This is a genomic window from Paenibacillus sp. ACRRY, from assembly GCF_022346995.1.
Classification (GTDB): domain Bacteria; phylum Bacillota; class Bacilli; order Paenibacillales; family Paenibacillaceae; genus Paenibacillus.
Genome location: NZ_JAKRNM010000018.1, coordinates 22,212 through 37,565, shown reverse-complemented (window position 1 = coordinate 37,565; position 15,354 = coordinate 22,212). Strand labels below are relative to the sequence as shown.

The 15,354-nt window shown below is 46.6% G+C and carries 11 protein-coding genes and 1 other annotated feature; all 11 genes read right to left on the bottom strand.

Annotated features, from left to right (window positions below):
* Nucleotides 1-35: 35 nt before the first annotated feature.
* The 11 genes from tuf to rplA all read right to left on the bottom strand — a co-directional run bounded on the left by tuf (nt 36) and on the right by rplA (nt 15,288).
* Nucleotides 36-1,226 (bottom strand): elongation factor Tu, encoded by a 1,191-nt coding sequence (gene tuf, locus MH144_RS29010; RefSeq protein ID WP_095362281.1) that lies wholly within the window; start codon nt 1,224-1,226, stop codon nt 36-38.
* Nucleotides 1,227-1,325: 99 nt separating this feature from the next.
* Nucleotides 1,326-3,404: an elongation factor G gene (fusA, locus tag MH144_RS29005; protein ID WP_095362282.1), complete on the bottom strand. Its 2,079-nt coding sequence runs from the start codon at nt 3,402-3,404 to the stop codon at nt 1,326-1,328.
* 47 nt (nt 3,405-3,451) lie between these two features.
* Entirely contained in the window at nt 3,452-3,922 is a 471-nt protein-coding gene (gene rpsG, locus MH144_RS29000) for a 30S ribosomal protein S7 (RefSeq protein ID WP_056697679.1), read from the bottom strand.
* 87 nt (nt 3,923-4,009) lie between these two features.
* Nucleotides 4,010-4,432, bottom strand: coding sequence for a 30S ribosomal protein S12 (rpsL, locus tag MH144_RS28995; RefSeq protein WP_017692070.1), 423 nt, complete (start codon nt 4,430-4,432; stop codon nt 4,010-4,012).
* A 154-nt stretch (nt 4,433-4,586) separates the two neighbouring features.
* On the bottom strand, nt 4,587-4,835 hold the full coding sequence (locus MH144_RS28990) for a ribosomal L7Ae/L30e/S12e/Gadd45 family protein (RefSeq protein ID WP_076292165.1): 249 nt from the start codon (nt 4,833-4,835) through the stop codon (nt 4,587-4,589).
* 203 nt (nt 4,836-5,038) lie between these two features.
* On the bottom strand, nt 5,039-8,653 hold the full coding sequence (gene rpoC / locus MH144_RS28985) for a DNA-directed RNA polymerase subunit beta' (protein ID WP_095293423.1): 3,615 nt from the start codon (nt 8,651-8,653) through the stop codon (nt 5,039-5,041).
* Between the two features lie 112 nt (nt 8,654-8,765).
* Nucleotides 8,766-12,311: a DNA-directed RNA polymerase subunit beta gene (rpoB, locus tag MH144_RS28980; protein WP_239305646.1), complete on the bottom strand. Its 3,546-nt coding sequence runs from the start codon at nt 12,309-12,311 to the stop codon at nt 8,766-8,768.
* A 393-nt stretch (nt 12,312-12,704) separates the two neighbouring features.
* The gene (locus MH144_RS28975) at nt 12,705-13,322 is read right to left on the bottom strand and encodes a class I SAM-dependent methyltransferase (RefSeq protein ID WP_095293425.1); all 618 of its coding nucleotides are present in this window, start codon (nt 13,320-13,322) and stop codon (nt 12,705-12,707) included.
* A 96-nt stretch (nt 13,323-13,418) separates the two neighbouring features.
* Nucleotides 13,419-13,781: a 50S ribosomal protein L7/L12 gene (gene rplL, locus MH144_RS28970; RefSeq protein WP_239305645.1), complete on the bottom strand. Its 363-nt coding sequence runs from the start codon at nt 13,779-13,781 to the stop codon at nt 13,419-13,421.
* Nucleotides 13,782-13,853: 72 nt separating this feature from the next.
* Nucleotides 13,854-14,357 carry a 50S ribosomal protein L10 gene (gene rplJ / locus MH144_RS28965; RefSeq protein WP_095293427.1) on the bottom strand — a complete coding sequence of 168 codons (504 nt, stop codon included), beginning with the start codon at nt 14,355-14,357 and terminating at the stop codon, nt 13,854-13,856.
* Nucleotides 14,358-14,381: 24 nt separating this feature from the next.
* Nucleotides 14,382-14,528: a sequence feature (ribosomal protein L10 leader region), on the bottom strand.
* Nucleotides 14,529-14,595: 67 nt separating this feature from the next.
* Nucleotides 14,596-15,288: a 50S ribosomal protein L1 gene (rplA, locus tag MH144_RS28960; RefSeq protein WP_095293428.1), complete on the bottom strand. Its 693-nt coding sequence runs from the start codon at nt 15,286-15,288 to the stop codon at nt 14,596-14,598.
* Nucleotides 15,289-15,354 lie beyond the last annotated feature (66 nt).

Genomic DNA, 15,354 nt, shown 5'->3' with positions numbered 1-15,354 from the left:
CACTGTTGCATATGCTTACTCAGCGAAAAGCTGAATTATTTTTGGATGGATGCTACCGCACCGGCACCAACTGTACGTCCACCTTCGCGGATCGCGAAGCGTGTACCTTCTTCAATCGCAATTGGATTGATCAGTTGTACAGTTACTGTGATGTTGTCGCCTGGCATTACCATTTCAGTACCTTCTGGCAGGTTGATGATACCTGTTACGTCAGTTGTACGGAAATAGAATTGTGGACGGTATCCTGTGAAGAAAGGTTTGTGACGTCCACCCTCTTCTTTAGTCAGAACGTATACTTGAGCTGTAAATTCTGTGTGTGGTTTAACAGAACCTGGTTTAGCCAGTACTTGTCCACGCTCGATGCTTTCACGGTCAACACCACGCAGCAATGCGCCGATGTTGTCACCCGCTTGAGCGGAATCCAGCAATTTACGGAACATTTCAACGCCCGTAACTACGGATTTTTTAGTTTCTTCGTGGATACCCACGATTTCGATCTCTTCACCGACTTTAACAGTACCACGCTCTACACGACCTGTAGCTACTGTACCACGACCAGTGATGGAGAATACGTCCTCAACTGGCATCAAGAAAGGTTTGTCAGTGTCGCGCTCTGGAGTTGGGATGTAAGTATCGATTTCTTTGAACATCTCAACGATTTTTTGAGCCCACTCACCATCAGGGTTTTGCAGAGCTTCACGAGCGGAACCACGAGTGATTGGAGTATCGTCACCTGGGAACTCATATTCGTTGAGCAAGTCGCGAACTTCCATTTCAACCAGTTCCAACAACTCTTCGTCTTCAACCATGTCGCATTTGTTCAAGAATACAACGATGTAAGGTACGCCTACTTGACGGGAGAGCAAGATGTGCTCACGAGTTTGTGGCATTGGGCCGTCAGCTGCGGATACTACCAAGATAGCTCCGTCCATTTGTGCCGCGCCAGTGATCATGTTTTTAACATAGTCGGCGTGACCTGGGCAGTCAACGTGAGCGTAGTGACGAGCGTCAGTTTCGTACTCAACGTGAGCTGTGGAGATTGTGATACCGCGTTCGCGCTCTTCTGGAGCTTTATCGATTTGATCGAAAGCGATTGCTGCGCCACCGTAAGTTTTGGACAATACAGTAGTGATTGCAGCAGTCAGAGTTGTTTTACCATGGTCGACGTGACCGATAGTACCAATGTTAACGTGTGGTTTATTACGTTCGTATTTAGCCTTTGCCATTTGAACGTGGCCTCCTTAAAATGTTAAATTTTATGTTTTCACTGGACCCTAGCATCTAGAAGATTAAACCCCTATGCACTAGCGTCCAGTGTGAGAAAACTACTCGGTGCCTTTTGTTTTGGCAACGATCTCTTCAGCGATGCTCTTAGGAACTTCTTCGTAGTGAGAAAGCTCCATGGAGAATACGCCGCGTCCTTGAGTACCGGAACGAAGAGTTGTAGAGTATCCGAACATTTCGGACAAAGGTACTTTAGCACGAATGATTTGAGCTCCACTACGGGAATCCATACCTTCGATGCGGCCACGACGGGAGTTAAGCATACCCATAACGTCACCCATGTACTCTTCCGGAACGGTTACTTCTACTTTCATGATTGGCTCAAGCAGAACTGGACTACATTTGTCTTTCGCTGCTTTCAGCGCCATAGATCCGGCAATTTTAAATGCCATCTCGTTGGAATCGACATCATGGTAAGATCCGTCTACAATCGTAGCCTTAACGTCAACAAGCGGGAAGCCTGCAATAACGCCGTTTTTCATTTGCTCTTCAATCCCTGACAGTGCTGGTTGAATGTATTCTCTAGGAACGGAACCACCGACAACCTTACTTTCAAACTGGCTGCCTGTACCCGGCTCGAGAGGTTCGAATTCAACCCATACGTGACCGTATTGACCACGACCACCGGATTGACGTACGAATTTACCTTCAACGCGCGCTGGAGCACGGAAAGTTTCACGGTAAGCTACTTGTGGTTTACCCACAGTAGTTTCAACCTTGAACTCACGACGCATACGGTCGATGATGATATCAAGGTGAAGCTCACCCATACCTGCCAAGATTGTTTGGCCTGTTTCTTCGTCAGTGTGAGCGCGAAGAGTTGGATCCTCTTCTGTCAACTTGCCGAGAGCAACACCCATTTTATCTTGGTCAGCTTTGGTTTTAGGTTCAACGGCGATTTCGATAACCGGATCAGGGAAGTTCATGGATTCCAAGATAACCGGGTTTTTCTCATCACATAGTGTATCACCTGTACCAGTATCTTTCAAACCTACGGCAGCTGCAATGTCACCGGAGTAAACTTCAGTGATCTCTTGACGGCTGTTCGCGTGCATTTGAAGGATACGACCGATACGCTCACGTTTGTTTTTAGTGGCATTCAATACATAAGAACCGGATTGAAGAACACCGGAGTATACGCGGAAGAATGTCAATTTACCAACGTAAGGGTCAGTCATGATTTTGAATGCCAATGCAGAGAATGGCTCTTCATCGGAAGACTTGCGAACCGCTTCGGTTCCATCTTCAAGGAGACCCTTGATCGCTGGAACGTCAATTGGAGCTGGCAAGTAGTCGATAACAGCGTCCAACATAAGTTGAACACCTTTGTTACGATAAGAGGATCCACAGATTACTGGGAAGATCTTAACTTCTACTACACCTTTACGGAGAGCGGATTTGATCTCTTCAACAGTGATCTCTTCGCCTTCCAGGTATTTCATAGTCAATTCTTCGTCGAGTTCTGCAACCCGCTCAATCAATTCGTTGCGGAGTTCTTCAACTTGATCTGCAAATTCCGCAGGAATTTCGGTTTCTTCGATATCTTGACCAAGGTCATCTTTGTACATATGAGCTCTTTGTGCAACGATATCAATGATACCTTTAAAATCATTTTCAGCGCCGATTGGCAGTTGAATCGCAACTGCGTTCGCTTGAAGGCGATCACGCATGTCGGAAACAACATTCAAGAAGTCAGCACCGATGATATCCATTTTATTTACGTAAGCGATACGAGGTACGCCGTACTTGTCAGCCTGTCTCCATACAGTTTCAGACTGAGGCTCAACGCCTTCTTTCGCACTGAATACACCAACTGCTCCGTCCAATACACGAAGGGAACGTTCAACTTCAACAGTGAAGTCAACGTGTCCCGGGGTATCAATGATATTAACGCGGTGGCCTTTCCAAGCAGCGGTAGTCGCAGCGGAAGTAATCGTAATTCCGCGCTCCTGTTCCTGTTCCATCCAGTCCATTGTCGCAGCGCCTTCGTGAACTTCACCGATTTTGTGCGTACGGCCTGTGTAGAACAAGATCCGCTCAGTTGTCGTGGTTTTACCCGCATCAATATGAGCCATGATCCCGATATTACGTGTATTTTTCAAGGAGAACTCTCTTGCCATGAAATGGGTCTCCCTTCAAAATTGAAGTTTTTATTGTGAACTGAATCCTACCAACGGTAGTGAGCAAACGCTTTGTTCGCTTCAGCCATTTTGTGCGTATCTTCACGTTTCTTAACGGAAGCGCCTGTGTTGTTGGAAGCGTCGATGATCTCAGCTGCCAAACGCTCTTCCATTGTTTTCTCACCGCGGTTGCGGGAGTAGTTCACGAGCCAACGTAAACCCAAAGCAGTACGTCTCTCTGGTTTTACCTCGATTGGTACTTGGTAGTTGGCACCGCCGACACGGCGAGCTTTAACTTCCAGGACTGGCATGATATTCTTGATTGCTGTCTCAAATACTTCCATCGGGTCATTACCCGTGCGTTCTTGGATCAACTTGAACGCATTATACAGAATGCTTTGAGCAACACCGCGTTTTCCGTCGAGCATGATGCGGTTGATCAAACGAGTAACCAACTTGCTGTTGTATACCGGATCTGGCAACACGTCTCTTTTCGTAACTGGACCTTTGCGTGGCATGGATATCCCCCTTTCTTTCTTGTTAAGCTAACCCTTGTCCTCTGGACATTAGACCAGAAGATATTCAGGATTGCTTCTTATAATGTGTTAGGCTTTTTTAGCTTTAGGACGTTTAGCACCGTATTTAGAACGAGCTTGCATACGGTTGTTCACGCCTGCTGTATCGAGTGCTCCACGAACGATGTGGTAACGAACCCCTGCAAGGTCCTTAACTTTACCTCCGCGAATCAATACAACACTGTGCTCTTGCAAGTTATGTCCGATACCCGGGATATAAGCAGTTACCTCGAGACGGTTCGTCAAACGAACACGGGCATATTTACGAAGTGCAGAGTTCGGTTTACGTGGAGTCATTGTACCTACACGAGTGCAGACACCACGTTTTTGTGGGGCACTGATGTTAGTAGATTCACGTTTCAAAGCGTTGAACCCTTTTTGCAATGCTGGTGATTTGGACTTTTCAACTTTAGCTTGACGTCCTTTGCGTACCAGTTGGTTAATAGTTGGCATGTGATTGCCACCCCCTTCCTCAATTGTTCATGTTTCTTTATAAACCTCTTATCGCTAAGTCCACAGACCCAGGCGGTTCATAAAAAGACAAATGAAAAGTTTTTGCCTTGGAGAATCCCTAAAAAGTTCTCGGACAAAAACGTTCCTTACCGTATCATTTTGCGACAGCAGCCATTGCTGCTCCCACTCCAATCCCGCAAGCCTTGCCGAGATTTTTCATTGTGTCCACTTTCGTGTACTTCACATTGTGTTGTTCACACAAGGCAATGATTTTGGAAGTGAGCTGCGGATCACTATCTTCGGCCACATAGACCTCAGCAGCCATTCCTGACTGGACCATCCGCATGGTCTGTTTTGTTCCTATTTTGACATGAGCATCTTGCAGGCCTTTTTCATTAGACATTGTTCATTCCTCCGAATAGGACATATACAATCAGCTGCTCACGCACCTTTGATATATTAGCATCTAGCGCAAGCAATGTCAATGCTAATCGTGAAAGATTTATTCAAAGTTTTCGCACATCAGGAAATGTCCGTCTGTATTAAACATACGTCCATCCCCTGACATACAAAACTTTATCTTCACCCTACACAGGGGGAATCTATTTAATCAACGGAAACTGGTTCAAGTTCTTCAACTGAAGATTGGCCATCTTCCGGCTCAGCAAACTTGATGCTGCGGTAACGGTTCATACCTGTACCTGCAGGGATCAGTTTACCGATGATTACATTTTCCTTCAGACCGAGCAACTGATCGACTTTACCTTTGATCGCTGCATCTGTCAGTACACGTGTAGTCTCTTGGAACGATGCCGCAGAGAGGAAGGAGTCTGTTTCGAGAGATGCTTTTGTGATACCGAGCAAGATTGGTTTGGCAACCGCTGGCTCTTTATCACTAAGAATCGCTGTTTTGTTAGCTCTTTCGTACTCATGCGTATCTACGAACGATCCTGGCAGCAGCGTTGTATCTCCTGCATCGACGATGCGGATTTTACGCAGCATTTGACGGATCATAACTTCAACGTGTTTATCATTAATTTCTACGCCCTGGTTACGGTATACGCGTTGTACTTCCTGCAGAATGTAGTTCTGTACACCACGTACGCCTTTGATGCGCAGCATTTCTTTTGGATCGATGGAACCATCTGTCAGCTCGTCGCCTGCTTCGATCTCCATGCCTTCGCTTACGCGAACACGGGAGCCGTAGGTAACGGAGTAAACTTTGGATTCCGCTTCACCTTGAATTTCGATTTCGCGACGATCTTTCGCTTCACGAATCTCTTTGACAATACCGTCAATCTCACTGATCGTTGCTTGACCCTTAGGATTACGAGCCTCAAACAACTCCTGGATACGCGGCAAACCTTGCGTGATATCGTCTCCGGCTACACCACCGGTGTGGAACGTACGCATTGTCAGCTGTGTTCCTGGCTCACCAATGGATTGCGCAGCGATAATACCAACTGCTTCACCGATCTCCACGTGTTTACCAGTCGCCAGGTTGCGACCGTAACATTTTTTGCAGACACCATGACGAGCACGGCAACTGAGTACGGAGCGGATTTGCAATTTGGTTACACCTGCTTTGATGATTGCCTCTGCTTTGTCAGAGTCAATCAATTCATTGCGGTGCGCAATAATTTCTTTTGTTTCCGGATGACGAACAGTTTCGAAGCAGTATCTTCCTTCGATACGGTCGTAGAGATCTTCAATAACCTCTTTACCATCCTGGATACGGCTAACCGTGAACCCTTTATCTGTACCACAATCATCTTCACGCACGATAACATCTTGTGCCACGTCTACGAGACGACGAGTCAGGTAACCTGAGTCGGCTGTACGCAACGCTGTATCGGCCAGACCTTTACGCGCACCGTGTGTCGAGATGAAGTACTCGAGTACCGTCAGACCTTCACGGAAGTTCGATTTGATTGGGAGTTCGATGATACGACCGGACGGGTTGGCCATCAGACCACGCATACCACCCAATTGGGTAATTTGCGATTTGTTACCCCGTGCTTTGGAGTCAACCATCATCATGATAGAGTTGTAACGATCCATCGACTTCATCAGAATCTCGGTGATATCATCTTTCGATTTAGACCAGATATCAATGATGCGGTCATAGCGCTCTTCGTTCGTAATCAGACCACGACGGTACTGGTTTGTAACGATTTGTGCTTTTTCTTCGGATTGTCTGAGGATCTCTGTTTTCTCATCTGGTACCACAACATCCGAAACCGCAACCGTAATACCGGCACGAGTCGAGTAAGTGAAACCAAGCTGTTTGATTTTATCCAGAATAACGGCTGTTTCCGTTGTATGGTAAATTTCAAAACAACGAGCGATGATTGTACCCAGATATTCCTTACCAACACCACCTGCTTGAGGTGCATTCATGATTGCTTCTCTCAGGTCAGTCCCCTTCTCATAAACAAAGAAATGCTCTGCAGTACCTTGATAGAGGTTTGCACGAGTTGCATCATTGATGTAAGGGAAACTTGCTGGGAAGATTTCATTAAAGATGATTTTACCAACAGTTGTCAGCAACATTGCATCTTGTTGTTTTTCAGTAAAGCTAGTTTTACCCAGAGCTTTAACTGGAATCGCTACGCGTGCATGCAAACCGGCAGTACCGCGTTGATACGCAGATACAGCTTCGTTCACTGTACGCAGGATCATGCCAGTTCCTTTTTCTTCCTTGTTGTCCATAGTCAGGTAGTATGAACCTAGGACCATATCCTGGGAAGGGGTAACAACTGGTTTACCGTCTTTCGGGTTCAAAATGTTACCAGATGCAAGCATCAGGATACGTGCTTCCGCTTGTGCCTCAGCAGACAACGGAACGTGCACGGCCATTTGGTCACCGTCAAAGTCGGCATTGTATGCCGTACATACGAGCGGGTGAAGACGAATGGCTTTACCTTCAACGAGAATTGGTTCAAATGCTTGAATACCGAGACGGTGAAGCGTAGGGGCACGGTTGAGTAGAACCGGGTGCTCCTTGATTACTTCCTCAAGAACATCCCAAACTTCAGGACTTACACGCTCAACTTTACGTTTAGCGCTCTTGATATTGTGGGCAAGCCCTTTATTTACAAGTTCTTTCATAACGAAAGGCTTGAACAGTTCAAGTGCCATATCTTTTGGCAGACCACACTGATACATTTTCAGGTAAGGTCCGACAACGATAACGGAACGACCAGAATAGTCAACACGTTTACCGAGCAAGTTTTGACGGAAACGTCCTTGTTTACCTTTCAGCATATGGCTGAGAGATTTCAATGGACGGTTACCAGGACCCGTTACCGGGCGTCCGCGACGGCCGTTGTCGATCAATGCGTCAACAGCTTCCTGCAGCATCCGTTTTTCGTTTTGCACGATAATGTCTGGTGCGCCCAGATCAAGCAAACGTTTCAGACGGTTGTTCCGGTTAATTACACGGCGGTACAGATCATTCAGGTCAGATGTTGCAAAACGTCCACCATCCAATTGTACCATTGGACGAAGTTCCGGCGGGATAACAGGAAGTACATCCATGATCATCCACTCAGGTTTGTTACCCGAGTTGCGGAAAGCTTCAATAACTTCCAAACGTTTAATTGCACGGTTACGACGTTGTCCTTGTGCAGTGCGGAGCTCTTCCTTCAGGAATTCGAGCTCTTTGTCCACATCAAGGTCTTGAAGCAGTTTTTTAACCGCTTCTGCACCCATGCCTGCTTGGAATCCATATCCGTATTTTTCACGGTAGCTGCGGTATTCTTTCTCGGACAACAGCTGTTTTTTCTCAAGTGGAGTTTCTCCTGGATCAGTTACTACATAAGATGCAAAATAGATAATCTCCTCAAGTGATCTTGGAGACATATCCAAAGCGAGACCCATGCGGCTCGGAATACCTTTGAAGTACCAGATGTGCGATACCGGAGCAGCGAGCTCAATATGGCCCATCCGTTCACGGCGTACTTTGGCACGTGTTACTTCAACACCACAGCGGTCACAGACAACGCCTTTATAACGAACGCGTTTGTATTTACCACAGTGACATTCCCAGTCTTTCGTAGGGCCAAAAATCTTTTCGCAGAACAGCCCTTCTTTTTCCGGTTTCAACGTACGATAGTTGATCGTTTCCGGTTTTTTCACTTCTCCGCGGGACCAAGAACGAATTTTTTCTGGGGAAGCAAGCCCGATCTTCATGTATTCGAAATTGTTGACGTCCAACAAGGAGCAACCCTCCTTAACCAATTCCTGTATTCTAGGTTACGCCTTCTCCGGCCGAAGCCGGAGCAAGACGCGAGCCTGATGAAAAACGCCGGTCATCATGCGCCCGAAGCGGTTACTCCACTCCGACCTCTGAACCCTCAAGGTTGAGGCTGAGCTTGTCGCTCGCAGCGTCATCTTCATCGTCCATTTCTTTCATTTCAATCTCTTGTTCATCTTCACTCAAAATCTTAACGTCCATACCCAAGCTTTGCAGCTCTTTGATCAATACTTTGAATGATTCAGGAACACCCGGCTCCGGAACATTCTCACCTTTGACAATGGACTCATACGTTTTCACCCGACCAACAACATCATCGGATTTAACAGTCAAGATTTCTTGCAGTGTGTAGGCAGCGCCATATGCTTCAAGCGCCCAAACTTCCATCTCCCCGAAACGTTGTCCACCGAATTGGGCTTTACCACCCAGCGGCTGTTGCGTAACGAGTGAGTAAGGACCTGTGGAACGCGCATGGATTTTATCATCAACCATGTGCGCCAGCTTGATCATGTGCATGACGCCGACAGTTACTTCACGTTCAAACTCTTCACCCGTACGGCCATCGTACAGAACGGTTTTACCATTACGCTGCATGCCTGCTTCTTCCATCGTATCGAAGACGTCATACTCTTTCGCTCCGTCGAATACAGGGGTAGCTACGTGGATACCGAGCTGCATAGCAGCCATACCCAAGTGAACTTCGAGCACTTGACCGATGTTCATCCGGGAAGGTACGCCCAGCGGGTTAAGAACGATTTGAACCGGTGTTCCGTCCGGCAGGAAAGGCATATCTTCTTCCGGCAGGATACGAGCCACGACCCCTTTGTTACCGTGACGTCCGGCCATTTTATCACCCTCGGAGATTTTCCGTTTTTGAGCGATATAGACACGAACGAGCTGGTTAACACCTGGAGGCAGTTCATCACCGTTTTCACGGGTAAATACTTTCACGTCTACGACGATACCGTCAGTACCGTGAGGCACACGCAAGGATGTATCACGAACTTCGCGTGCTTTCTCACCGAAGATTGCATGCAGGAGACGTTCCTCAGCAGTCAGTTCAGTTACACCTTTAGGCGTTACTTTACCAACCAGGATATCGCCAGCAGCGATTTCGGCACCAATCCGGATAATACCACGCTCATCAAGGTTACGCAGCGCTTCTTCCCCTACGTTAGGGATGTCACGTGTGATCTCCTCAGGTCCGAGCTTGGTATCACGCGCTTCTGACTCATACTCCTCGATGTGGATGGATGTGTAGACATCTTCCTTCACGAGTTTTTCACTAAGCAGAATCGCATCCTCGTAGTTGTAACCTTCCCAAGTCATGAAGGCAACAACGACGTTGCGTCCCAAAGCCAATTCGCCCATTTCCGTCGAAGGACCATCAGCGAGGATGTCGCCAGCTTTGACAACAGCACCACGTTTGACAATCGGACGTTGGTTAATGCATGTTCCTTGGTTCGAACGCATAAATTTGTGTAATTTATATTTAACGATATCGCCTTTAACTTCTTGGCCATCTACCTCTTCCACACGACGGAGCCAGATTTCATTCGCAGAAGAACGCTCAATAATCCCGTCATATTTGGAGACAATACATACACCGGAATCTTTTGCAGCTTTGTGTTCCATACCTGTTCCTACAAGCGGAGCTTTAGGAATCAAGAGAGGAACCGCCTGCCGCTGCATGTTTGATCCCATCAGTGCGCGGTTGGAGTCATCGTTTTCAAGGAACGGAATGAGCGCCGTAGCGACGGATACAACTTGTTTAGGAGATACGTCCATGTAGTCAACGCGCTCGCTCGGCATCGTAAGGATGTTATCCGATTGTTTGTTGTAACGTACAATGATCGCTTCTTCTGCAAATGTTCCATCTTCATTCAGTTTCGCGTTCGCTTGAGCGACAACGTAGTTGTCCTCTTCGTCTGCTGTCAGATAATCGATTTGCTCGGTTACGACACCAGTCTTCGGATCTACCCAGCGATATGGAGCTTCAATGAAACCATATTCGTTCACACGGGCAAATGTAGACAAGGAGTTGATCAAACCAATGTTTGGTCCCTCTGGAGTCTCGATTGGACACATCCGACCATAGTGGGATGGATGGACGTCACGGACTTCCATGCCTGCACGCTCACGTGTCAAACCGCCCGGTCCGAGTGCCGACAGACGACGTTTATGCGTCAACTCACCCAGAGGGTTCGTTTGATCCATAAACTGTGACAATTGGGAGCTACCAAAGAACTCTTTAATGGATGCAATTACAGGACGTATGTTAATCAATGCCTGTGGCGTGATCACGTTAGCATCCTGAATGGACATTCTCTCACGAACAACACGTTCCATACGGGACAAACCGATACGGAACTGGTTTTGCAAGAGTTCACCAACCGAACGCAGACGACGGTTACCCAGGTGATCGATATCATCTGTGCTTCCGATGCCGTGCAGAAGGTTAATGAAATAACTGATTGAAGAAATGATATCAGCTGGTGTTACGTTTTTAACTGATTTATCAATGTTAGCATTGGCAATCAGCTTAACAACTTTACCATCTTCAATCGGTGAGAACACATCGATCGTTTGCATCGGAATATCATTCGCATCCAGAACTCCGTTAGCCACGTGATACGTACGGAAGCCAACACTCTTCTCCAGATGAGGCATGATTTCATCGAGCAAACGACGGTCAACCATTTGACCTGCTTCGGCGATAATTTCGCCAGTTTCAGTATCAACGAGAGACTCAGCCAAACGTTGATTGAACAAACGGTTTTTGATGTGAAGCTTTTTGTTGATTTTGTAACGACCTACGTTAGCCAGGTCATAGCGTTTTGGATCAAAGAAACGAGCTACGAGCAAGCTTTTCGCGTTATCCAGCGTTGGTGGCTCGCCCGGACGAAGACGCTCATAAATTTCAATCAGCGCTTTCTCCGTGGAATCCGTATTGTCTTTGTCCAGCGTGTTGCGAATATATTCGTCATTACCGAGCAGATCCAGAATCTCAGCGTCTGTGCCAAAACCAAGAGCACGCAGGAGAACCGTAACTGGAATTTTACGTGTACGGTCGATCCGGACGTATACAACATCCTTCGCGTCCATCTCCAGTTCGAGCCAAGCGCCGCGGTTAGGAATAACTGTAGCGGTATACGTTTTTTTGGCGTTCTTATCTACTTTGGTACTGAAGTAAACGCTAGGAGAGCGAACCAACTGGCTGACAATAACCCGTTCCGCACCATTAATAATAAATGTGCCGGTTTCGGTCATCAGCGGGAAATCTCCCATGAATACTTCCTGCTCTTTGACTTCTCCGGTTTCCTTATTAATGAGCCGGACTTTGACCCGAAGCGGTGCTGCATAAGTAACGTCACGCTCTTTCGCGTCGTCTACTGTATACTTCGGTTCACCGAGACTGTAATCGATAAATTCCAAAATCAAATTACCTGTAAAATCCTGGATCGGCGAGATATCCTGGAACATTTCGCGCAACCCTTCCTCCAAAAACCAATCGTAAGATTTTTGTTGGATCTCAATCAGGTTCGGAACTTCGAGTATCTCGTTAATTCGTGCATAACTGCGCCGAGTGCGTCGACCATATTGAACAAGATGTCCTGCCAACTTAAACTCACCCCTCAATGTCTACTCACTTTAAAAATTTCGTTGCGAACCTCTGTTTGTAACCTTATAATGGTACACATACAGAGCAAAGCAATGCATCCACAAATAAAGAAAAGCCCTTACTCGAATGTCGTTCGAAAAAAGAGCAACTTTGATCGGCGGATGTCTTCCAAAATCATACTTATCCCCAGTTTGCCCAAAATGTACATATTATACGCCAAACGTAGGCATAATAAGCCCGTTCGGCGTAAAAAAAGATTGACATTTTTAGTTAGCTAAAGCCAAGTAGGGCATCTTAATACTGACATTTTACAATAATACCACGACCTGAATTTCAAGTCAATAGTCCTATTGCAAAAAAAATGCTCCCCTGCTTACTTTACAAATCGGAAACTAGCCTTCAGACGAGTCCTCCGTTTTCACCGCTTTGAAAATCCGGTAGCCTTTATCTTTCGTTACTTCTTCCACTCTGCCAAACAAGGATTCCAGCTTCGCTTTTGCCGAAGGAGCCCCTTGCTTTTTTTGAATGACAATCCACAACGAACCGCCCACCTTCAGATGCTGATGCGCCTGCTCAAAAATGGTATGAACGGTTTCCTTCCCTGCTCGAATTGGCGGGTTGGTTAGAACTGCGTCAAAGTCCCTCTGGTTCACTTCAGAAAGTAGATTACTTTGCATTACCGTTACATTCGTAATTCCATTTGCTTTTGCATTTTCTCTGGAAAGCTCAACCGCTCTCTCGTTGATATCAATCATGGTGACATGCCCTTCGGGTACAAGCTTGGCTGCCGTAAGACCAATCGGTCCATACCCGCAACCCACATCCAGAACATGAGCCCCAGCAGTTAACTCTATTGCATCAATCAGCACTCTGCTGCCGTAATCGATTCCGCTTTTGGAAAATACACCTGCATCGGTAACGAATCGCAATTTCCATCCACGAAGCTCCGCTTCCGTTGCCCGTCTGTCATGTGCGACCTGCGGTTTGTCCGAATAATAATGATTGGACATGTCCTCACTCACTTTCCATATACAATTACAGCAACAAACCCCTTGATATAAGTCAAGGGGTTTGTTGTTTTGTTCATTTAGCTTATAAAAGCCAAATTATTTAACTTCGATTGTAGCGCCTGCTTCTTCCAATTTAGCTTTGATGGATTCAGCTTCTTCTTTGCTAACTTTTTCTTTCAATGCTTTTGGAGCATTGTCAACTACTTCTTTAGCTTCTTTCAGGCCAAGACCTGTGATTTCACGAACTGCTTTGATAACGTTGATTTTGGAAGCGCCAGCGCTTGCCAAGATTACGTCGAACTCGGATTGCTCAGCTTCAGCAGAAGCAGCACCGCCACCTACAACAGCTACTGGAGCTGCAGCAGTTACGCCGAATTCTTCTTCGATTGCTTTAACAAGATCGTTCAGTTCCAGTACAGTCATGCCTTTGATTGCTTCCAAGATTTGCTCTTTACTCATGATTGAACCTCCATATATAATTTTATTTTTTTGTCATTCAATGCCGCCTAAGCAGCTATTAGATCAAGTAGCTTACGCGCCTTGTTCTTCTTTTTCCGCAACAGCTTTAACCGCAAGCGCGAAGTTGCGCACTGGCGCTTGAAGCACGCTGAGGAGCATGGAGAGGAGACCTTCGCGGGATGGCAGTTCTGCCAATGCCTTAACTTCTTCTACTCCGATTACACGACCTTCAACAACTGCACCTTTCAATTCCAGTGCGTCGTTCTTTTTAGCGAAGTCGTTCAGAATTTTGGCTGGAGCCACAGCATCTTCGGCGCTGAATGCAATTGCAGTAGGACCTGTAAGAACGCTATCGAGTTCTGTCAGTTCTGCTGCAGCAGTCGCACGGCGAAGCAATGTGTTTTTCAGCACTTGGAATTCAATTCCGGCTTCACGAAGCTGCTTACGCAGCTCAGTTACTTGGGCAACGTTCAGACCGCGATAGTCAACAACAACTGTCGTAGCGCTCTCGCGCAATTTCGCTGTTACTGCATCAACGGACTCTTGTTTTGCTTGAATCACTTTTGCGTTTGCCAAACTGTACACCTCCTGATCAAATTTATCCCATTAAGAAAAGCCTCCGTAGAATCACGAAGGCTTGATATATACTCATAATCGATTTGCATCGTTCTAAGTTCTATAATCATACCTCGGTAGGAAATTAAGCCTGATGGCACCTACTGTCTACGGCAAGCATATTCAAATGTCAACGGTCAGTCACTCGGACTCACAACTTTTATATCATACCAGAACAGAACAAGTCTGTCAACAGATATTATCTAAAAGATGCTGCGTTCACGCGTGCGCCAGGGCCCATCGTGGAAGAAAGAGAAACGTTCTTCAGATAAACACCTTTTGCTGCCGCCGGTTTAGCACGGTTCAGAGCGTCCATGAGAGCTTTCAAGTTCTCGTTAAGTTGCTCTGCAGAGAAAGATGCTTTACCGATCGGTGCATGAATTTGACCTGCACGATCCAGACGATATTCGATTTTACCGGCTTTGATTTCTTGAACAGCCTTGGATACATCGAAAGTTACCGTTCCGGCTTTAGGGTTAGGCATCAGACCTTTACCGCCGAGCAGTCGGCCCAATTTACCTACTTCACTCATCATATCTGGTGTCGCTACGCAGACGTCGAATTCGAACCAGCCTTGTTGGATTTTGTTGATCATGTCTGCATCACCAACATAGTCCGCGCCAGCCGCTTCCGCTTCTTTCGCTTTGTCACCTTTTGCAAATACCAATACGCGTTGTGTTTTACCTGTGCCGTGTGGCAAGACAACTACACCACGTACAGCCTGGTCTTGCTTACGTGGGTCAACGCCCAAGCGTACTGCTGCTTCGATAGTTTCATCGAATTTTGCAGTGGCTGCCTTTTTCACAAGCTCTACAGCTTCTGAAGGCTCGTAAGTTGCTTCGCTGTCGATCAGCTTAGCAGCTTCCAGGTATTTTTTACCGTGTTTAGCCATGTTATATTCCTCCTTTGTGGTTTTAGCGGATATACCTCCCACATCAACCGGCCGCGAATCGGCCGG

What these genes read in the sequence shown, in the direction of transcription:
- tuf (WP_095362281.1), bottom strand. Translation starts at nt 1,226, where the DNA reads ATGGCAAAGGCTAAATACGAACGTAATAAACCACACGTTAACATTGGT.
- fusA (WP_095362282.1), bottom strand. Translation starts at nt 3,404, where the DNA reads ATGGCAAGAGAGTTCTCCTTGAAAAATACACGTAATATCGGGATCATG.
- rpsG (WP_056697679.1), bottom strand. Translation starts at nt 3,922, where the DNA reads ATGCCACGCAAAGGTCCAGTTACGAAAAGAGACGTGTTGCCAGATCCG.
- rpsL (WP_017692070.1), bottom strand. Translation starts at nt 4,432, where the DNA reads ATGCCAACTATTAACCAACTGGTACGCAAAGGACGTCAAGCTAAAGTT.
- MH144_RS28990 (WP_076292165.1), bottom strand. Translation starts at nt 4,835, where the DNA reads ATGTCTAATGAAAAAGGCCTGCAAGATGCTCATGTCAAAATAGGAACA.
- MH144_RS28975 (WP_095293425.1), bottom strand. Translation starts at nt 13,322, where the DNA reads ATGTCCAATCATTATTATTCGGACAAACCGCAGGTCGCACATGACAGA.
- rplL (WP_239305645.1), bottom strand. Translation starts at nt 13,781, where the DNA reads ATGAGTAAAGAGCAAATCTTGGAAGCAATCAAAGGCATGACTGTACTG.
- rplA (WP_095293428.1), bottom strand. Translation starts at nt 15,288, where the DNA reads ATGGCTAAACACGGTAAAAAATACCTGGAAGCTGCTAAGCTGATCGAC.